Source organism: Achromobacter deleyi (genome assembly GCF_013116765.2).
Classification (GTDB): domain Bacteria; phylum Pseudomonadota; class Gammaproteobacteria; order Burkholderiales; family Burkholderiaceae_B; genus Achromobacter; species Achromobacter deleyi_A.
In genome coordinates, this window is record NZ_CP074375.1 from 5,753,125 (window position 1) to 5,772,590 (window position 19,466).

General features: G+C 62.5%; 18 protein-coding genes and 1 tRNA gene. 10 read left to right on the plus strand and 9 right to left on the minus strand.

What is annotated here, in order from left to right:
* Window positions 1–43 precede the first annotated feature (43 nt).
* The 8 genes from HLG70_RS26035 (at window position 44) to ychF (ending at window position 7,307) form a co-directional block, all read left to right on the plus strand.
* Window positions 44–1,642 carry a methyl-accepting chemotaxis protein gene (locus tag HLG70_RS26035; RefSeq protein WP_171664858.1) on the plus strand — a complete coding sequence of 533 codons (1,599 nt, stop codon included), beginning with the start codon at window positions 44–46 and terminating at the stop codon, window positions 1,640–1,642.
* Between the two features lie 85 nt (window positions 1,643–1,727).
* Window positions 1,728–2,681 (plus strand): 4-(cytidine 5'-diphospho)-2-C-methyl-D-erythritol kinase, encoded by a 954-nt coding sequence (ispE, locus tag HLG70_RS26040; RefSeq protein ID WP_171664859.1) that lies wholly within the window; start codon window positions 1,728–1,730, stop codon window positions 2,679–2,681.
* A 1-nt stretch (window position 2,682) separates the two neighbouring features.
* Window positions 2,683–2,759: transfer RNA gene (locus HLG70_RS26045), tRNA-Gln, on the plus strand.
* 180 nt (window positions 2,760–2,939) lie between these two features.
* Window positions 2,940–3,890 (plus strand): ribose-phosphate pyrophosphokinase, encoded by a 951-nt coding sequence (locus tag HLG70_RS26050; RefSeq protein ID WP_006227587.1) that lies wholly within the window; start codon window positions 2,940–2,942, stop codon window positions 3,888–3,890.
* Between the two features lie 146 nt (window positions 3,891–4,036).
* Window positions 4,037–4,645 (plus strand): 50S ribosomal protein L25/general stress protein Ctc, encoded by a 609-nt coding sequence (locus tag HLG70_RS26055; RefSeq protein WP_171664860.1) that lies wholly within the window; start codon window positions 4,037–4,039, stop codon window positions 4,643–4,645.
* Between the two features lie 99 nt (window positions 4,646–4,744).
* The gene (gene pth / locus HLG70_RS26060; protein WP_171664861.1) at window positions 4,745–5,341 is read left to right on the plus strand and encodes an aminoacyl-tRNA hydrolase; all 597 of its coding nucleotides are present in this window, start codon (window positions 4,745–4,747) and stop codon (window positions 5,339–5,341) included.
* Window positions 5,341–6,120 (plus strand): CPBP family glutamic-type intramembrane protease, encoded by a 780-nt coding sequence (locus HLG70_RS26065; protein WP_171664862.1) that lies wholly within the window; start codon window positions 5,341–5,343, stop codon window positions 6,118–6,120. The genes pth and HLG70_RS26065 overlap by 1 nt, the downstream gene beginning before the upstream one ends.
* 95 nt (window positions 6,121–6,215) lie before the next feature.
* A complete protein-coding gene (ychF, locus tag HLG70_RS26070; protein ID WP_171664863.1) occupies window positions 6,216–7,307 on the plus strand; it encodes a redox-regulated ATPase YchF in 1,092 nt (363 codons plus the stop codon).
* Between the two features lie 138 nt (window positions 7,308–7,445).
* On the opposite strand, the gene HLG70_RS26075 is transcribed toward ychF, so the two are convergent.
* The 7 genes from HLG70_RS26075 to HLG70_RS26105 all read right to left on the minus strand — a co-directional run bounded on the left by HLG70_RS26075 (window position 7,446) and on the right by HLG70_RS26105 (window position 15,032).
* The gene (locus tag HLG70_RS26075; protein WP_171664864.1) at window positions 7,446–8,519 is read right to left on the minus strand and encodes a LacI family DNA-binding transcriptional regulator; all 1,074 of its coding nucleotides are present in this window, start codon (window positions 8,517–8,519) and stop codon (window positions 7,446–7,448) included.
* A gap of 44 nt (window positions 8,520–8,563) precedes the next feature.
* Window positions 8,564–9,403 (minus strand): NAD-dependent epimerase/dehydratase family protein, encoded by an 840-nt coding sequence (locus tag HLG70_RS26080; RefSeq protein ID WP_234103239.1) that lies wholly within the window; start codon window positions 9,401–9,403, stop codon window positions 8,564–8,566.
* A 10-nt stretch (window positions 9,404–9,413) separates the two neighbouring features.
* A complete protein-coding gene (locus HLG70_RS26085) occupies window positions 9,414–10,538 on the minus strand; it encodes an ABC transporter ATP-binding protein (RefSeq protein ID WP_171664865.1) in 1,125 nt (374 codons plus the stop codon).
* Between the two features lie 114 nt (window positions 10,539–10,652).
* On the minus strand, window positions 10,653–11,939 hold the full coding sequence (locus tag HLG70_RS26090; protein ID WP_171664866.1) for an extracellular solute-binding protein: 1,287 nt from the start codon (window positions 11,937–11,939) through the stop codon (window positions 10,653–10,655).
* Window positions 11,940–12,031: 92 nt separating this feature from the next.
* Window positions 12,032–12,862: a carbohydrate ABC transporter permease gene (locus HLG70_RS26095; RefSeq protein WP_171664867.1), complete on the minus strand. Its 831-nt coding sequence runs from the start codon at window positions 12,860–12,862 to the stop codon at window positions 12,032–12,034.
* Window positions 12,859–13,821 carry a carbohydrate ABC transporter permease gene (locus tag HLG70_RS26100; protein WP_213697142.1) on the minus strand — a complete coding sequence of 321 codons (963 nt, stop codon included), beginning with the start codon at window positions 13,819–13,821 and terminating at the stop codon, window positions 12,859–12,861. The genes HLG70_RS26095 and HLG70_RS26100 overlap by 4 nt, the downstream gene beginning before the upstream one ends.
* A 326-nt stretch (window positions 13,822–14,147) precedes the next feature.
* Window positions 14,148–15,032 (minus strand): LysR family transcriptional regulator, encoded by an 885-nt coding sequence (locus HLG70_RS26105; protein ID WP_171664868.1) that lies wholly within the window; start codon window positions 15,030–15,032, stop codon window positions 14,148–14,150.
* 241 nt (window positions 15,033–15,273) lie between these two features.
* Here HLG70_RS26105 and HLG70_RS26110 point away from each other — a divergent pair, with 241 nt between their 5' ends.
* Both HLG70_RS26110 and HLG70_RS26115 read left to right on the plus strand, forming a co-directional pair.
* A complete protein-coding gene (locus tag HLG70_RS26110; RefSeq protein WP_171664869.1) occupies window positions 15,274–16,200 on the plus strand; it encodes an SMP-30/gluconolactonase/LRE family protein in 927 nt (308 codons plus the stop codon).
* A gap of 12 nt (window positions 16,201–16,212) precedes the next feature.
* A complete protein-coding gene (locus HLG70_RS26115; protein ID WP_234103240.1) occupies window positions 16,213–17,175 on the plus strand; it encodes a 3-hydroxyacyl-CoA dehydrogenase family protein in 963 nt (320 codons plus the stop codon).
* Window positions 17,176–17,214: 39 nt separating this feature from the next.
* Here HLG70_RS26115 and HLG70_RS26120 read toward each other — a convergent pair whose 3' ends face one another.
* Entirely contained in the window at window positions 17,215–18,231 is a 1,017-nt protein-coding gene (locus HLG70_RS26120; protein WP_171664870.1) for a Bug family tripartite tricarboxylate transporter substrate binding protein, read from the minus strand.
* 52 nt (window positions 18,232–18,283) lie between these two features.
* The gene (locus HLG70_RS26125; protein WP_234103241.1) at window positions 18,284–19,453 is read right to left on the minus strand and encodes a M20 family metallopeptidase; all 1,170 of its coding nucleotides are present in this window, start codon (window positions 19,451–19,453) and stop codon (window positions 18,284–18,286) included.
* Window positions 19,454–19,466 lie beyond the last annotated feature (13 nt).

Here is a 19,466-nt window from a genome sequence, read left to right on the forward strand (position 1 = left end):
TGCGGCGTCGACGGCAGTTGTCGCCGCCCTTAGGAGAATGGCTATGTTCAGGAATACACGCATTGCGACGATGCTGCTGGGAATCATCGCGATCTTTTTCACTTTCCAGCTGCTCGTGGGCGGCATGGGCTTTGTCGCCTTGCGGCAAACCAACCAGGACGTCGCGCAGCTCTATCGCCTTTCCTCGCAGCAGGTCAGCGCGGTGAACTCCGCCGCCTTGTCGCTGGTGGCGGCCCGCAACGACCTGAGCCGTTACGCGACCCGCGTCGCCCAAGGCAATGCCAGCGACGCGACGTCGCTGCAGCAGGCGCGCCAGCGCATCGTCTCGGCCGATCGCGCCTTCCAGGGTTTCTCCGGCGGGCTGTCCGCCGAGGAAAAGGCCGACCATGCCAGTCTGATCGATGCCTACACCAAGCTCAGCGCCAATCTGCAAAGCGTGGGCAGGGTGCTTGAAGCCGGCGACATGGACGCCTATTTCAAGCAAGGCACCCAGCAGGTGCAGGAGCGGCTGGTGAGCGAGCGGGACGCCTTCGTTCTACGCGCCGAAGAAACGGGGCAGGGCGTCATGGACGAGATTTCGATGTTCCATACCCTGTTCTCGTCCTTGCTGGCCGGGATCCTGGCGCTGGGCCTGCTGATGGCCGTCGGCGCATATGTGTTGATCCAGCGCATGGTCGTGCGTCCGCTCCTGGAAGCGGGCGAGATCTTCCGCCGCATCGCCGAAGGCGACCTGACGCGCCGCGTGGCGGACCGGGGCAGTAACGAGATCGGCGCGCTGCTGGCCGCGCTCAAGGGCATGCAGGACAGCCTGGTGCGCACCGTTTCGGCCGTGCGCCGCGGCGTCGATGAGATCAACGTCGGCGCGCGCGAGATTTCGTCCGGCAACACCGATCTTTCCAGCCGCACGGAAGAGCAGGCCGCCTCGCTCGAGGAAACCGCGGCCAGCATGGAAGAGCTGGCCACCACGGTGAAGCAGAACGCGGACACCGCGCGCGAGGCCAACCGCATGGTGGCCGCGTCGGCGGCGGTCGCGCAGCGCGGGGGACAGGCGGTGTCCAGCGTGGTCGACACCATGCGCGCGATCTCCGGCAGCTCCTCGCGCATCGCCGATATCGTCGGCGTGATCGACGGCATTGCATTCCAGACCAACATCCTGGCGCTCAATGCGGCCGTGGAAGCGGCGCGCGCCGGCGAGCAGGGCAAGGGCTTCGCGGTGGTGGCGAGCGAGGTGCGCACGCTGGCGCAGCGCAGCGCCGCCGCCGCCAAGGAAATCAAGCAGCTCATCGAGGATTCCGCGCAGAAGGTCGGCGTGGGGTCCGAGCAGGTTGAAAACGCAGGCGCCACGATGCGCGAGATCGTCGAATCCGTGCAGCGCGTGACCAGCCTGATGGGCGAGATCTCGGCCGCGTCCGAGGAGCAGGCCACCGGCATCGATCAGGTCAACCGCGCGGTGTCGCAGATGGACAGCGTGACGCAGCAGAACGCCGCCCTGGTGGAAGAGGCCGCGGCAGCGGCCGGCGCGCTGGAAGAGCAGGCGCGCCAGCTTGCCGGTTCGGTGTCGGTGTTCAAGCTGCCCGAGGGCCAGGTGATCGATGCGCCGGCGCCCAGGCTTGCTCCAGGAGCCGCCCCGCGGCTCGCATAAACCGCGGCGGCCGCGCCGTGTATTGCGGCGCGGCCGGCGGGGTAGTCTGGCTAGAATGTGGGATTCCCCGCAACGGTTGTTTTTCGTGACCCTCTACGACGTTCCCGCTCCCGCCAAGGTGAACCTCTTTCTGCACGTGGTGGGCCGTCGCGCCGACGGCTATCACCTGCTGCAGACCGCTTTCCGTTTCATCGACCTTTGCGACACGCTGCATTTCGATGCGCGGGCCGATGGCGTCATCAGCCGCGCCGCCGAACTGCCGGGCGTGCCGGAAGCGCAGGATCTGACGCTGCGCGCCGCCCACGCCCTGCAACAGGCCACTGGCACGCGCCAGGGCGTGCAGATCGGCCTTGAGAAGCGCATTCCGCAAGGCGGCGGCCTGGGTGGCGGATCCAGCGATGCCGCGACCGTGCTGATCGCCCTGAACAAGTTGTGGGGAACCGGACTGTCGCGCCGCGAGCTCATGGCGCTGGCCTTGCCGCTGGGCGCGGACGTGCCGGTTTTCGTCTTCGGCCAGTCGGCGTTCGCCGAAGGGATAGGCGAAGATCTGACGGCGCTGACCTTGCCCGAGCGCGCCTATCTGGTGGCGCAGCCGGACGCGAGCGTGCCGACCGTTGGAATATTTACCGCACCCGATTTGACAAGGGATTCTTCTTACATCACAATAGCGGACTTTCTTGCTTCGCAAAATTTTTGCCACAGCGGTGTAAGCCGCGATAAGACGCCCGGGGACGAGCTCTTTGGCAGAAACGATCTGGAGCCGGTGGTTTACCGTCTTTACCCTGAAGTGCTTAGGGCATCGCGGTGGCTTGCAGGACAGGGGGTTCTTCATGGAAAACCCATCCGCATGTCGGGATCTGGCGCGTGTTTATACGCCGAGTTTTCCAAACTTTCCGACGCCGTTTTGGCAGAAGCAGAAATTACCGCTATAATGCGCGGCGCTGATAAAACATTCAGCCAAACGCATCCACGGTTTCGGTTAGTGCAGGCATGTACTGGGTTAGCTGAACATCCGTTGCGGAATTGGATTGCAAGATAGTTGGGGAGTCGCCAAGCTGGTTAAGGCACCGGATTTTGATTCCGGCATGCGAAGGTTCGAATCCTTCCTCCCCAGCCAACCGAATACATAAAAAAGCTGTTGAACACGCCTGTAAGACACTGGCCCGGGTTCAGCAGCTTTTTTATTTTCCGGGTCGCGTGTGTTGTACGTTACTTCGTACGTCACCTCGTCATTACCGTGTGCATCACCCCGCGCATCACCTCGTTAGTGTCTTAAACGACCATCGCATCATCCATCATGGCAAACGATAGCTTCATGATCTTCACGGGCACAGCCAACACTCGGCTGGCCGTGGACGTAGTCAACCACCTCGATATGTCCCTGGGAAAGATGACCGTCGGTCGCTTCTCGGACGGCGAAGTGATGGTCGAAATCAACGAGAACGTGCGTGGCAAGGACGTCTTCGTCCTGCAGCCCACCTGTGCTCCCACCAATGACAACCTGATGGAAATCATGGTGATGGTCGATGCCTTGCGCCGCGCTTCGGCTGGCCGCATCACCGCCGCGATTCCCTACTTCGGCTATGCCCGCCAGGACCGCCGCCCGCGTTCGGCGCGCGTGGCCATCTCGGCCAAGGTCGTGGCCAACATGCTGCAGGTCGCCGGCGTCGACCGCGTCCTGACGATGGACCTGCACGCCGACCAGATCCAGGGCTTTTTCGATATCCCCGTGGATAACATCTACGCCGGTCCGATCCTGCTGGGCGACATCTGGCGCCGCAATTTCTCGAACCTCGTCGTCGTGTCCCCGGACATCGGCGGCGTGGTCCGCGCCCGCGCGCTGGCCAAGCAGCTGGAAGCCGATCTGGCCATCATCGACAAGCGCCGTCCGCGCGCCAACGTGTCGGAAGTGATGAACATCATCGGTGAAGTCGACGGCCGCACCTGCATCATCATGGACGACATGGTCGACACCGCCGGCACGCTGTGCAAGGCGGCGCAGGCCCTGAAGGACCGCGGCGCCGGCGCCGTTTACGCCTATTGCACGCACCCCGTGCTGTCGGGCGGCGCCATCGACCGCATCGAAGCGTCGGAACTCGACGAACTCGTCGTGACCGACACCATTCCGCTCTCCGAGCAAGGCCAGGCCAGCGGCAAGATCCGCCAGCTGTCGTGCGCCGCGCTGTTGGGCGAGACCATCCTGCGTATTTCCAACGCGGAATCGGTCAGCTCGCTGTTCGTCGATTAACGCCCAGGCGTTGATCGGGCCGACAGCCCGGACATCCAGTTTTTGCGCCTTGCTGGTCGCGGCAAGACGCAATCAACACGGCGCGCCTTTTGCGCGCCGTGCATTAATCGGTGAAGTCTCTTCACCTTATCGTTTCGGAGTTATCCATGAAATTCATCGCCACTGCGCGTAGCGCCCAGGGATCGAGTGCGAGCCGCCGCCTGCGCCGCGCGGGCCGCGTTCCCGCCATTGTCTATGGTGGTACGGCTGCCCCCCTGAACATCGAACTCGACCACAACGAGATCTACCACGCCCTGCGCAAGGAAGAATTCCACGCGTCGATCCTGCAAATGCAGCTCGAAGGCGCCAAGGAAGAGCAAGTTCTGCTGCGTTCGGTTCAATGGCACGCCTACAAGCAACAAGTCCTGCACGTTGACTTCCAGCGCGTCGACGCCAACCAAGCCCTGCGTACCAAGGTGCCGCTGCACTTTGTGAACGCCGAGATCTCGCCGGCTGTGAAGCTGAGCGGCGCCATGATCAGCCACGTGACGACCGAACTGGAAATCACCTGCCTGCCGTCGGCTCTGCCCCAGTTCATCGAAGTCAACCTGGCCGACATCCTGGCTGGCGCTTCGATCCACCTGGCCGACATCAAGCTGCCCATGGGCGTGACCTACGTGCCTCACGGCGCCGAAGCCAACCCCCTGCTGGCCGCTGCCGTGGTCAAGGGCGGCGCTGCCGCTGCCGACGAAGCCGAAGCCGCTCCGGCTGCCTAAGTTCTGCTGGGAGGCCTTGCGGCTTTCCCGCGGCTTGCGCTCGAAACCCTGCGTGTGCATTTGCATGCGCAGGGTTTTTTGGTTTAAACACCCCCCATCATGTCTATTCCCATACGCCTCATCGTGGGACTGGGTAACCCCGGTCCCGACTACGAAACCACCCGGCACAACGCCGGCTTCTGGCTGGCCGACCACCTGGCGGACGACTTGCGCACTTCTTTTGCGCTTGAGAAGTCCTTTTTCGGCATGGTGGCCAAGTCGCGCCTGGGCGCAGACAACGTGCTGCTGCTCAAGCCCATCACGTATATGAACAAATCCGGCCAGGCGGTCGGCGCGCTGGCGCGGTTCTACAAACTCGCGCCGGAGCAGGTGCTGGTGCTGCACGACGAACTGGACCTGATGCCCGGCCAGGTGAAGCTCAAGCAGGGCGGCGGACATGCCGGCCATAACGGCTTGAAGGACATCCAGGCCGTGTTGGGCAGCCCCAATTTCTGGCGCCTGCGCATCGGCATCGGCCATCCGCGCACCCTCGGCCTGGCGCAGCAGGTGGCCGACTTCGTCCTGCATCCCCCCCGCCGCGACGAACAGAAAGAGATCGAAGCGGTCATCGACCGCTGCCGCGCGGTCGTGCCGGCCATGCTGGCGGGCGATTTCCCGCTGGCCACGCGCCAGCTGCACAGCGGCAACGAATCCTGATGGGTCTCGGCCAGCTGTCTTCGTCCAGCGCCAAGTTGCGGTTCCGCAGCGAGATCGCGGACTTCTGGCGCTTCATCCGCCATCCGCATCCGCTTTCGCGCCAGTCTGGCCGCACCGCCGCGAGCGGACTGGTGGCGGACTGGTGGCCGGGTATCGGGCCGGGCCGCATCCTGGCCTGGGCCGCCGTGCTGTGGGCGATAAACCTGTTCGCGCTGGGGCCGGTCGCGGTGGCCGCCGCCGGCCTGGGCGGCGTCACGCACCGGCTAGACCCGGCGAACATCCCCTGGCTTACCGCGGTGCTGTGGGCGCCGCTGGTCGAAGAGATGCTGTTCCGCTACGGATTGCGACGGCCCCGCCAGGTCCTCTGGCTGGTCCCGGCGCTGGTGCCGGTGGTGCTGTGGGGCCCCAAGGTCTGGACAGGCCTGCTGCTGGCCGCATTCGTCATCCTGGCATGCTGGGGCGTGCGCCAGCGCGACGAGCCGCTCAAGGGCTGGGATACGACCTGGCGGCGGTACTACCTGAAGCATTTCGGCCTGGTGTTCCACCTGGTCGCGCTCGCGTTCGCTGCAGTGCACCTGACCAACTTCGTGTTCAACAAGACGCCGTACTGGCTGCTGCCCCTGCTGGTGCTGCCGCAGTGGCTGACCGGCCTGGTGCTGGGCTGGATGCGCGTGCGGCGCGGCATCGGCGCGGCCATCCTCCTGCATGCCGCGTTCAATGCCGGCCCCATTTTGCTGATCTGGGCCGTCATGCGCTGGGCGCCCACGGCAGCGGGTTAGCGGGGCCGCATGGCCCCCATCCGCGGAAGTCGCATTCCCCCGGGCGGGGTAAACTAGAACGTTAACGATCAATACCGTACTTACACAGGATTCCCATGGCTCTGCAATGCGGCATCGTCGGCCTGCCCAACGTTGGCAAATCGACACTCTTCAATGCTCTGACCCGCGCCGGCATCGCCGCCGAGAACTATCCGTTCTGCACCATCGAACCCAACGTCGGTGTGGTCGAGGTGCCGGATCCGCGTCTGCAGAAGCTGGCTGAAATCGTCAAGCCTGAACGCATCCTGTCCGCCACCGTCGAATTCGTCGATATCGCGGGCCTGGTCGCGGGCGCGAGCAAGGGCGAAGGCCTGGGCAACCAGTTCCTCTCGCACATCCGCGAAACCGACGCCATCGTCAACGTGGTGCGCTGCTTCGAAGATCCCAACGTGATCCACGTGGCCGGCAAGGTCGACCCCATCGCCGACATCGAGGTCATCGAGACCGAGCTGGCGCTGGCTGACCTGCAGACCGCTGAAAAGGCCCTGCAACGCCACCAGAAGACCGCGCGCTCCGGCGACAAGGAAGCGCAGCGCATCGTGGCCGTGCTGGAAAAGTGCATTGCCCAGCTGAACGAAGCCAAGCCCATCCGCTCGATGGACCTGAGCACCGAGGAATCGGCCGACATCGCCCAGCTCTGCTTCATCACCGCCAAGCGCGCGATGTACGTGGGCAACGTGGCCGACGACGGCTTCACCAACAACCCGCTGCTGGACCGCCTGACCGCGTTTGCCGCGTCCCGCAATGCGCCGGTCGTGGCCATCTGCGCCGCCATCGAATCCGAAATCGTCGACCTGGACGACGCCGATCGCCAGGCCTTCCTGTCGGACATGGGCATGGAAGAGCCGGGCCTGAACCGCCTGATCCGCGCCGCCTTCAAGCTGCTGGGCCTGCAAACGTACTTCACCGCGGGCGTCAAGGAAGTGCGCGCCTGGACCGTGCCGATCGGCGCCACCGCGCCGCAGGCCGCGGGCGTCATCCACACCGACTTCGAACGCGGCTTCATCCGCGCGCAGACCATCGCCTACGAAGACTTCATTACGTACAAGGGCGAGCAGGGCGCCAAGGAAGCGGGCAAGATGCGCGCCGAAGGCAAGGAATACATCGTGCAGGATGGCGATGTGATGAACTTCCTGTTCAACGTCTGATCCGGGAGACCGATTTCACGACGGTTTCCGAACCTCGATGAAACGACGGAAGTACCTGAAAAGCCGCGTGAATACGCGGCTTTTTCATTTCTGCTGTTCCCCGGCATTTCCAGGCCAGCGCCTGGGTAATCGTTTCGATCAACCGCCCCGCTTTCGTTTTCCAGGCGGTGGCGCGGTGCTGCCGCGAACGATGAGGCTGAATTGCACGGACGTACTGGCCGCAACAGGGTGGCCGCCGATCTTGCTCAGCAGATAGTCGGCGCTGCGCTCTCCGATTTCGTCCGACGGCAAGTGGATCGTGGTGAGCGGGGGGGTCAAATGCGCGGCGAACTCGTTGTCGTTGATGCCTGTTATCGACAGATCCTCGGGTACGCGGATGCCGATCTTCCTGGCCTCGACCAGCGCGCCAAACGCGATGGTGTCGCTGCCGCAGATGATGGCGGTGGGCGGATTCCGCGAACTCATCAGCGTGCGCAGCGCCAGTTGTCCGTCGATCAGATTCAAGGTGCGCTCGATCAGGCGTTCCTGCGGCAGGGCCAGGCCCCGGCTGTGCAACGCTTCCCGGACGCCCGCGATACGGCCGGCCGAGCGATCGCTGATCCCGGATGGTTGCGCGATGATGCCAAAGTCCTTGTGGCCCAGATCCAGCAAGTAATTGGCCAGCGTGCGGCCGACGGCAATGTTGTCGAATCCGACGCAAGGATGCGCTTCGTCCAGCACCCAGCCGTTGACGTAGGGAATTCGCTTGGCGTCGAGCAACTCATACACCTGGGGCAGATGCTGCGCCCCGACCAGCATGAGGCCTGCGAGGCCGTATGCCGACAAGGCGCGCACCTGCCGCAGTTCTTCCTCGCGATCGTAATTGGAACTGGCCAGCAATAGCGTGTAGCCGGCCTGGTTCACTCGACGCTGCAGCGCTCCCAGGCCCGCGGAGAAGTTGACGTTCTCGATGGTGGGAATGATGGCGCCAATGCTATGCGAGCGCTGCGAAGCCAGGGCACGCGCACCCGCATTGGGCGTGTACCCCAGGCGCTGCGCGACCTCGGAGACTTCCTTGCGCAATGCATCGGCTACTTTGCTGTTTCCGTTCAAGACACGCGAGACCGTGGCGACCGACACGCCAGCCTCTCGCGCAACGTCTCTCGCCGTCACCGCGTTGGATTTCGGGCGAGACGCGCGGCTCTTGAAAGTGTCTCCAGCGCCGCGAGTCATAGCTGTTTCCTTCTATTGGCAATGCGTTGTGGAAGAGGCGAACCTCAATCAATGGCGTTGGTGTCGCCGGAAAATTCCATCGGGCAGAAAAAGCCGCCATGAAATTGAGCCGCGATCGGGTCTTCGGCGCCGGACTTGCTGAAAATTTCGGCGGCGAACGCTTCGGAATCGTCCTGCGGCTCGTATCCGAGGAATTTGACATTCGAATTATCCCACCGGCTGCGCAGGTTCTTCGACACGCCATACGCCACGACAAAATGGTAGTCGGGATAGTCTATGCACCGGCGCGCCAGTCGCACCATGTCGCCGTGGCTGATCCAGCTCAGCAATTGGCGCGGTTCGCTGGGGCGGTCAGGGGTGCGAAATGTGCCGATCCGCAGGCATGCCACGGATATTCCATGTTTGTCTGCGTAAAGACGGCCCAGCGCCTCGCCGAACACCTTGGAGGCCCCATAGCGCGTGTCGGGTCTGGGTTGCACGGTATTGTCCAGGAACCGCTCGCGCCGATGGAAGCCCACCGCGTGGTTGGAGCTGGCGAAGATCACGCGTCTGACTCCCTGGCTTCTGGCCGCCTCGAAGATGTTGTATACGCCATCAATGTTCAGGGCCAGAACCTGCGGCCATGGCGCTTCCTCGGGCACGCCCGCGAAATGCAGGACGCAATCAATCCCTTCCATGCTTCGTCGCACCGACTCGGGATCACGGATATCCAGGTGGCACACTTCTTCGCCCGGCCCTGCCGGCTCTTGCGGCGCGATGTCGGCCAGGCGCAAGAGATCGTATTGGCCGCGGAGATGCTGCCGCAGCACCCGACCGATGGTTCCGGCCGCGCCGGTAATCAGGATGCGCCGCAACGCGCCTTCCAGGGGGTTGTCGTTCTGCATGCTGGTCCTGTTATCTGATGGAAAGTTCGGTGTCGGTATCAAAGAAGTGCAGGTGATCGGCAGACGTGGCCACGCGGATGTTGTCGCCCGACGCGACGGCCGAATTTGCATCAATCCGGGACAGGGTCAATGGAAAGCTGGCAAGCCTGGCTTCCAGGACAATCTCCACGCCCAACTGCTCCACGACATCGACCGTCGCATTGCCAATAATCTGCAAGTCGCCACTGGTGGCCGCCGCCCCACCTTCGGCGCCAGCCACCGACAGGTGCTCTGGCCGTATGCCCAGCGTGAGTTCCTTGCCTTGCCACGCCGCCAGCGCCACAGCGCGCGCCGCGGGAATCCGTACATCCAGCCCTGGGGCCGACGCGAATAACGCGCCGCCTTCTCCGGAGCGCAGCGTCACCCGGATAAAGTTCATCGAGGGCGCGCCGATAAAGCTGGCGACGAACTTATTGGCCGGTCGGCTGTAGACCTCCAGCGGTGTGCCCACCTGCTGGATATTGCCGTCCTTCATCACCACGACGCGATCGCCCAGGGTCATGGCTTCAACCTGATCGTGCGTCACGAATACGGACGTGGTCGGTATGCGCGTGCGCAAGCGCTTGATCTCCAGCCGCATCAGCGTGCGCAGCTTGGCGTCCAGGTTGGACAGCGGCTCATCGAAAAGAAAGACCTTGGGCTTTCTGACGATGCACCGGCCCAAGGCGACCCGCTGCTGCTGGCCGCCCGACAACTGTTTTGGCTTGCGCCGCATCAGTTCGTTGAGTCCCAGTATTTCTGCCGCGCGGTCGATCTCGGACTTGATTTTCGCCTCGTCGATCTTCTTGTTGCGCAGGCCGAACGCCAAGTTGTCGTAGACCGTCATGTGTTGATAAAGCGCGTAGTTCTGGAACACCATCGCGACATCCCGGTCCTTCGGCGGCAAACGGTTTACGACCTGCGAACCAATACGAATTTCTCCGGTGCTGATGTCCTCCAGACCGGCGATCATGCGCAAGGTCGTGGATTTTCCGCATCCAGAGGGGCCGACCAACACCACGAACTCCTTGTCCGCGATGGTCAGATTGACATCCTTGACCGCGTGATGGGCCGTGCCATAGTGCTTGTTCAACTGGGTAAGTACGATTTCAGCCATCTGCATATTCCCGATGTAGAACGCGTGGGTCCAGACTCATGGACCGTCTCCGGTGCGCGGCCGCCGCTGCAAGGCGAGTGACGACCGCGCCGGGCGAAAGGCTTCGTGGTGAGGTTATTGAGCTGCTTGCGTCACCAGCGGAGCGCCGTCTGCCAGCGCCTTGGGGATGTCTTCGCGCTTGCCCACGACGGCCTTGATCGCCGCATCCGAGAATGCCTTGTGCACGGCCGGCCAGGCCTCGAAGTAGTAGCCCCCGTGAATCTGGGTGGGAACGTCCAGGCTGTGTATCTTGAGTTCGACCATTTTTGGATTGACCGTCGCGATCTTGTCCCACAGTTTCTTGTTGGGGGGAGGTGCGCCGGTCTTGGCGAAGAGCTCGATCTGTCCTGCCTCGTCCTGCAGCATGCCGGACAGCATCTGCTTGGCCAGGGCCTTGCGCTCCGGCGAGGCGGATTTCGGCACGGCCCAGCCCCAGGCATCGTTCCAGGAGATGTGTTCCTTGCGGCTCGGTCCCATCGGCAGGAATCCGATCCCGACCTTGCCGGCAATTTTCGATTTTGCCGGGTCGTCAAAGCTGCCCCAGTTTGACGAGTCTGATACGGTGAAAGCCGAATTGCCCGACGTGAAGATGGCATTGGCCTCGTTGCGGTCATAGGCCGGCATGCCTTTGGGACTGATCTTGTGCGTGTTGATCGCGTCCCACCAGAACTCGGCCACCTCGCGCATGCACTGATCGGTCATGGCGGACTTCCAGCCGGCTTGCTTCAGTGCGGCATTGGATCGTTCGTAGGTGGGGGTGAGCACGTCGCAGTTATTGGCCCACATCGACCAGAACCAGGTGTTCCAGGAATTATTCATCGACATGCTGCCGACAAAGCCGTACTTGACCTTGTTCTCCGCCTGCAGGCGCTTGCTCGTTGTGACGAGTTCGTCCCAGGTCTTGGGAACTTCGTCAGGCTTGACCAGATCGGTACGGTAGAAGAACACGCCGTACGTATGCGCCATCGGCACGAACGTGGTCCGTCCGTCGGCGTTGTCGAAGATGATGCCAGCCGAGGCAAAGGGGTCCACGTTCTCAATGCCTTTGACGTCATCCACAGGCTCGAGCATATGGGCCCACAATTGCCCCCAATCGTCGTTGTGCCAGATCACGTCGAACTGGTCCGAGCCAGACGTCAGCGCGGAAGTCATCTTCTCCAGGTAGACCCCATAGGAATTGGGGACCTTGATGATTTTCACGCCGTTGGCCTTGCCCCATTTTTCCAGCAGTTCAACCGCTGCTGTCTGGATAGGGTTAGGTTGGAAGCCGATGCGGAGCTCTTTTTCCTGGGCCTGAGCCCCGCCGGCCGATAGCGCCAATGCCGCCGCGCCGAGCGCAGCGACTTTCTTGATTGAATCCATTGTCTCGTCCTCTCGTTTTGGAGTGATTCGTTGTTCTAACTGCCGTTGCTGCCCGCTCTTGCCGTCTGCTGCGCCGTGCGAAAAAGCTGTCGTCAGATCTTCAAGCCTCGGATCACGTACTTCTGGCCGAACAGCGTCAGGAAGAACGCCGGGACTAGTCCCAATACCGCTGTGGCGCTCATCAGGTGCCACTCGGTGCCCATCTCGTGCACGAACTGCGCAATGACCACCGTCAACACCGGCGTGTTCTGTCCTGTCAGGATGAGCGCGAACAAGAACTCGTTCCATGTAAACAGCCAGCACAGCACCGCCAACGCTGAAATTGCCGGAATGGCCGAGGGCAAGGCCACCCGGTAGAAAGCGCCCCAACGCGAGCATCCGTCGATCAGCGCGGCGTACTCCATGGAAGGATCAATGCCGTCGAAAAAGCCTTTCATCAGCCACGAAAAAAAGCAGATATGCACGGCGATGTGAGGCAGCAGCAAGCCCAGGTAGGTGTCATAGGCGCCAATACTCTGCGTGACGAAGTACAGCGGCAGGACCCAGGAGATATAGGGAATGCAACGGAACACATAGATGGTGCCGAACCAACCGCGAGAGATGAGCCCGCTGAAGCGCGACAGCATGTACCCGCTGGTCACGGTGATCAGGATGGAGAACACCGTGGCCAGGGTGGCGATGACAGCGGTATTGACGAATGCCGCCACAATGCGTGGATCGCTCAGTACCTGGAAGTAGCTGTCTAGCGTGAACTCCGTTCCCTGGTGCACGTAGAACACTCCGGACTGCGGGCGCAGGGACGTCAGCACCAGCCAAAGCACCGGAAACGCGAACAGGAAGCACACGACGGCGATGCCCAGGCCGAAACACACTTTGCGCGAAGTCGGTCCTAGATTGGATAGGGATTGCCAGATCGCATTCATGCTGACACCTTCGACACTCGGTCAAGAAACTTGTACAAGATCAGGCCCACGGCCAGAATGATTGCCCCGCCGATGATGGCGGCGGCGGATCCTCGTCCGAAGTTCAGATACACGAAGGCGCTTTGGTAGGCATATTGGCTGAACATCTCGGTCTGCCGCGCCGGGCCGCCGCCGGTCAGGGTCCACACAATGTCGAACACCCGGAACGCGTCGATGGCCCGGATGACCACGCACACAAGAATCACCGGATGCAACATGGGAACCGTCAGGTAGCGGAACACGCGCCAGCGCGTCGTGCCGTCAATGGCCGCCGCTTCAAACGGCTCTTTCGGAAGACTCTGCAAGCCGGCCAGAAGCAGTAGCGTGAACCATGGCGTCCACAGCCAGACGTCGGTCAAAAGAATGATCCCGAAGGCCGTCCAGCGCTCCGCGAGCCAGGCTCTGGGTTCCAGGCCGATGGCCTCGAACACCACGTTCACGATTCCGAACTGGTCGTTGAACATCCAGCGCACCATGATGGCGGCAATGACCGGGGCAATCATCAACGGCAGCAGCAGCATGGTTTGCACCAGGCTTTGCCCACGAAACGGCCGATTCAGCGCCACCGCCAGGCCCAGCCCCAAAGCCAGCGATATCGCGACGCTGGAGAACATGAACATGAAGGTATTGGGCAACACAATCTTGATGAAAGCCGGATCGGTCAGGACACTGATGTAGTGCGACAGGCCCACCCAGGTTTTCTTCGGATTGTTCAGCATCCAGTCACGAAAACTGGCATTCGCGCCTATGGCGATCGGCACGATCTGGAACAACAGCAGCACCAGCACCGCGGGCGACACGAGCAGCAGAATGAAGCGCTCGCGCTCTCCTATCCGGAATCTTTGTGCGAGGGAAGTTTTCATCGGGATGAAGCGCTCGTGCTCTGCCATCCCCGATCTCTGTGCGAGAGAGGTTTTCATCAGGACCATCCTTCGATCTCGGATGCCGAATCCTGCTGTTCGGGCATTCGATGTTCCAAGGGGGGAAATTCGAGCGAAATTGAGTAACCGCTTACTTCGAACATTCATTTGCTCCTAGACGATCCATGAAATGGAGAACTAAGGCTGATAGGTGAAACCTGTGAATGCGAATAATCATCCGATGGATACGACATTTATCTATGTCGATCACGTGCTTTTTTGCGCCAGCTGGTGTGGCTACACGATCGGAATTCGAGAAACCGGTTTCCAACGATAGTGCGTTGGCGCCGCGTTTTTTACTAGGACTTTCCCTCGGGGCTGTGCGCTCACACCACCTTGCGCAACGCGTCGGCCACGATACGCGCGGCACGCGACATAGGCCTTCCGTGGCTGGCGATCACGACTATGTCGCGTTGAACGACGGGGCGGCGTATGGGTATGGAGACCAGTGATCTCGAATCATCGTGACGAACAACCAGCTCCGACAGCACCGCGACGCCCAGCCCTTCGCGGGCCATGGCGATCAGCGTGGAATTGAACGCCGCCTCGTAGGCGGCGGTGATGTCGATGTTCGCCTGCGCGGCCGTCTTCTCAATCTGAACCCGGATGCTGCTGTCGCGCACGGGGAGCAACAAGCGTTGGCGAGCAAGCTCGCCCAGAGACAGAACCTTGCGGTTCGCCAATGCATGTGTCGCGGCGACCACGGCGCAGAATTGGTCGGTGTGCAGCGGTTCTATGACCAGGTCGCGGTCATTTTTTTCGATGCATCCTATTCCGAAATCCACCGCGCCGCTCTTGCACAGCTCGATCACACGCACCGCGGCACTATCCCGCACCCGCAACGAAATGCCGGGATGGCTGGTCGCCAATTCCCGCATTGCCGCGGGGAGCACGCTCGCGGCAACGGAAGGCAGGGCGGCCACCGTCACCACGCCGCGTGTCGGCCCCCCTGAGTCACGCGCATCCGTGATCAAGGCGTCCATGTCCTGCACGAGCGCCTCGAAGCGCGGCAGCAGCTCGATACCCGATTGCGTCATGGTGACGCGCCGCCGGTTGCGGTCAAACAGCGTGACCCCGAGCCCGTTCTCCAATTGCCGGATCTGCACACTCAGCGCTGACTGCGAAATGTGCAATTCATGAGCGGCCCGCGTGAAATTCCCCAGCCTCGCGATGGCAAGAAAGGCCTTCAACTGCCGCAACTCTCCAAGCATGGAACGCTCCTTTGACGCGCTGGCGGCACTCTCGGAATTCGCATCTTCGGACTGCGTCTGCGTGAGCGCCTGGATACGAACCGGCCCATTTTTCCATCAATTTGAAATCCGGGATACTGTGTTCAATAAATTCAATTTCCATAATCAGAGAGCCATCCCTAGAATTTGCGAATCCGGATTTTCAGGTTAACGAGCTGCCGCCTACGGATCGGACGGCAGAGCCGAAAATGGAGATTTGCACATGTTCTTCGCGCCGCCACCCGTCCTGGAGACCACGGTCTTCGCCCGCCTGCCCGACGAACTGCAATCGGCCCGCGGCGACAACGAATGGGTCAGGGGGCAACCTCATGGCGGCCCCGCAAAGTCGCTGCTGGAAGGGCCATCCTTTGGCCCCGATGGCTTGCTGTACTGCGTGGATGTGCTGAACGGACGCATTCTCCGGGTCTCCGGGAGCGGCCAATTCGAGGTGCTGGCGGAATACGACGGCTGGCCGAATGGACTCAAGTTTCACCAGGATGGCCGGATATTCGTTGCCGACTACAAGAATGGCATCATGGAGTTCGATATCCGCACTGGCCGGGTGACGCCCTTTGTCGTGCGCTTCAACCTCGAGCGCTTCAAGGGCGTCAACGATCTGTTCTTCGCGGCCAACGGCGACATGTACTTCACCGACCAGGGGCTGACGGGCTGGCAGGATCCCAGCGGTCGCCTGTTCCGGGTTCGCCCCGACGGCCAGATCAACTGCCTGCTGGATAACCTGCCCAGTCCGAACGGCCTGGTCATGGACCGCAACGAAACTGCGCTCTATGTCGCCGTCACCCGCGCGAATGCGGTCTGGAAGGTGCCTCTGCTGCGCAACGGCACCGTCGGCAAGGTGGGCACGTACGTTCAGCTTTCGGGCGGCGGCGGTCCCGACGGACTGGCGCTCGACGCGCAGGGCAGGCTGGTCATTGCCCATGTGGGTCTGGGGGCTGTCTGGGTCATGAGTCCTGTCGGTGAACCGGCCTGGCGCATACGTTCGACCGTGGGATTGCACACCACCAACGTGGCTTTTGGCGGACCGGATTTGCAGACGCTGTACATCACGGAATCCGAGAGCGGCACGATTCTGACCGCCCGCCTCGATGTGCCCGGCAAGCCTATGTACGGCGGCGCGCAGGCACGTTGAGTTCCGCACTGGATGATCCCAACCTTCAGGAAACAGACCATGCAACAGGAACGAAACGTCGTGATCGTCGGCGGTGGAACGATGGGCTGCGACGTTGCCGCCATTTTTCACGCCGCAGGCTGGCCCATTCAAATCGTGGAGCCGGCGGCTGCAAGCCGGGACTTGCTGCCTGCGCGCATCCAGGCGGCGGCTCGCGCCATCGGAGCAAGCCCCGCTACCGCGCCGCGGGCCCCCCTCGCTGCGTTGCGCGACATCCAATGGCAGGGCGTCGCTCTCGTCATCGAATGCGCCCCGGAGACGCTGGCGCTCAAGCAAGCGATTTTTGCCGAGCTGGAGGGACTTTCGCCCGCGCATGTGCCGCTGACCAGCAACTCATCCAGCCTGCCGATCAGCGCCATAGGCGAGGGCCTGAGGACCCGGGATCGCATGATCGGATTGCATTTCTTCATGCCTGCCCATCTGGTGCCGGCCGTCGAAGTCGTGCGCAGCGAGTATTCCAGCGAGGCCGTCGTGGCCCGGGTCACCGACATCATGAAGCAAGTCCGAAAGAAGCCCGTGCAGGTCAAGCGGGATGTGCCTGGGTTCCTGGCCAACCGGATCCAGCACGCCATGATGCGCGAGGCCATTGCGCTGGTCGAGGAAGGCTTTGCCAGCGCGGAAGATGTCGACGTCGCGGTGCGCTATGGTTTCGGTTTTCGCTTGATCGCGGCAGGCCCTCTCCTGCAAAAGGATCTGGCCGGCATCGACATCCACTGCGCTGCGGCCACCACGATGTACCCGCACTTGCGCAACGATGCCAGGCCCAGCGCCTTGATGCGAAAACTGGTCGAGCAGGGTGACATCGGCGTCAAGTCACTCGGCAAGAAGGGGTTCTACGAGTGGGATGACGCCGCCATCGCACGCGAACGGCAGCGCTACGAGTTGGCCTTGAAGAAGGCCTGGCAAATACTGAAGGACGAAGACGATGCGATGTGATCCGTCCGATCCCAGGCCCGGCATTCAATGCCTTGCGGTTCAGCCGGCCTGGACGTAGCCCGTCACGCGGATCATCTCCTTGTACTTCGCGATCTCGCGGGCATAGGCCGCGGCCGCATCCTCCAGGCTCATGCGCGCCGAGACGTTGCGGCCGTCCGCCTCCAGTTTGGCGATGACGGCCTTGTCTTCCAGGGCGTGGCCGATCGCCTTGTTCAGCGCTTCCTTGACTGCGGCGGGCGTGCCTTTTTTCACGTAGTAGCCGGCATAGCTGGCGTACTCGAAATCGGCCAGCGCGGGCGTGTCCGAGATGCTGGGTAAGTGCGCCAGCACGGCGGGCTTGTTCTTCGACAGCACGGCGATCGCCTTGAATCGTCCGCTCTTGATCATCTCCAGCATGGATGCCTGGAAGGGCATGATGCTGAAATCGATCTGGCCGCCGGCCAGGTCCTGGATGACCGGCGCGGTGCCGCTATAAGGCACATGCGTGAACGGCACCTGCGCGACCTTGCCCAGGTATTCCGTGATCAGGTGATAGAGCGATCCGACGCCCACCGTTCCGTAGGTCAGGGACGCCGACGCGTCGCGCTGGCCGGCCAGTTTCAGGAAGTCGTCCGTCGTGTTGACCGGCAGGCCGGAGCGCACCAGCAGCACCAGGTGCGTGACGGTAATGGGCTGAACGCTTTCGAAGGCGTCCGGCTGATAGCGCACGGCGCGGTTGGTCAGCGGCGGCAGGATCAATTCGTTCTGCGTGCCCTGGAAGAACACGCCGCCGTCCGCCTTGGCATTGAGCACCTTAGAGGCCGCGATCGTGCCCGTGGCGCCGCCCAGGTTTTCAACCACGACCTTCGCGCCGAGGCTGTCGCCGATGGGGCCGCTGAGGATGCGCGCGCTGAGGTCGCTGGGGCCGCCGGCGGGGTAGGGAACCATCATGCTGACCGGTCCCGAGGGATAGGCCTGAGCGTGCGCGGCCTTCATCCAGAGGGCGGCGGGCGTGAGCGCCAGCGCGGCGCTGGCTTTGAGCAGGGAACGGCGTGTCTGCAATGCGTGTGATGTCATGAAAATCACCTGGTGGGAATGCAGGGCGGGCGGACGGCGTGCGGGACGCCGGCTACCACTGGGTGTGGGAAAGCCGCAGTATCGTGTTCAGCACCGCCAGTCCGCGGGGGACGATGGTGCCGACCTCGCAATATTCATCCAGCGTGTGGAACTTCCCGCCGACGGGGCCGGTGCCGCACAGCGTGATGGCGCCCAGGCTGGACGTCACGCCCGAGTCGGCGCAGCCGCCGCTGAATTCCGCTTCCGCCTTGTGTCCGATCGCGCCCAGTTCGGCTTGGTAGAGTTCGAACAGCTTGTGCGATTGGGCGGTGGGTACGAAGGGTTTGAATTCGCCGGTGATGTCCAGTTTGGACAAGGTGCCTGTGATGAAGGATTTGTTGCAGATGCAGCGGATGCTGCCGACCAGGGACTCGCGCTGCTCCAGGTTGAAAATGCGCAGGTCGATCGCCGCGCTGGCCGACGGGGCCGAGGTGTTGACGGACAGCCCGCCGTTCACCAGGCCGACGTTGACGGTGACGCCGGCTTCGATGTCGGTCAGCGCGTCCAGCGCGACGACCTTGTGCGCCAGTTCGGAGATGGCGCTGATGCCTTCGGCGAAGTTCGCGCCGGAGTGCGCGGCCTTGCCTTCGATTTCCATGTTGAAGAACACGCCGCCCTTGCGGCCGGTCACGACGTTGCCGGACGGGCGGCCGGGTTCGGCGTTGAAGACGAAGCCCGCCTCCTTGCCGAACGCGGTGATCGCGTCCTTGCTTAGCGGGGAGCCGATCTCTTCATCGCAGGTGAACAGACCGGTGACTTCCGGGGCGGCTTCGCCGCTGCGGGCGATGGCGGCCAGCAGGAAGGCGTTCATGACGATGCCCGATTTCATGTCGGCCACGCCGGGGCCATAGGCCCGGCCGGCCTCGATGCGGAACGGCCGCCTGGCGGCTTCGCCGGCCGGGAATACGGTGTCACAATGCCCCATCAGCAATACCGGCTTGCCCACGGTGCTGCCGCGATTCGCGGTGACGGAGATCGCGGCCTCGATGTCGCCCGCGTAGTGGGAGGTGACAGTCAGCCCGTGGGAAGAGAAGAACGATTCCAGACGCCGGAAGACGCGCGCCACGCCAGGCTTGTCATAGCTGTTGGAATCGATATTGACGATATCGGCCAGCAGGGCAAGCATGTCCGGTTGCTGGCTTTCCAGCCATTGCGCCGCCGTGAGTCCGGTGTCGAGAGTCATTGTCTGTTCCTCA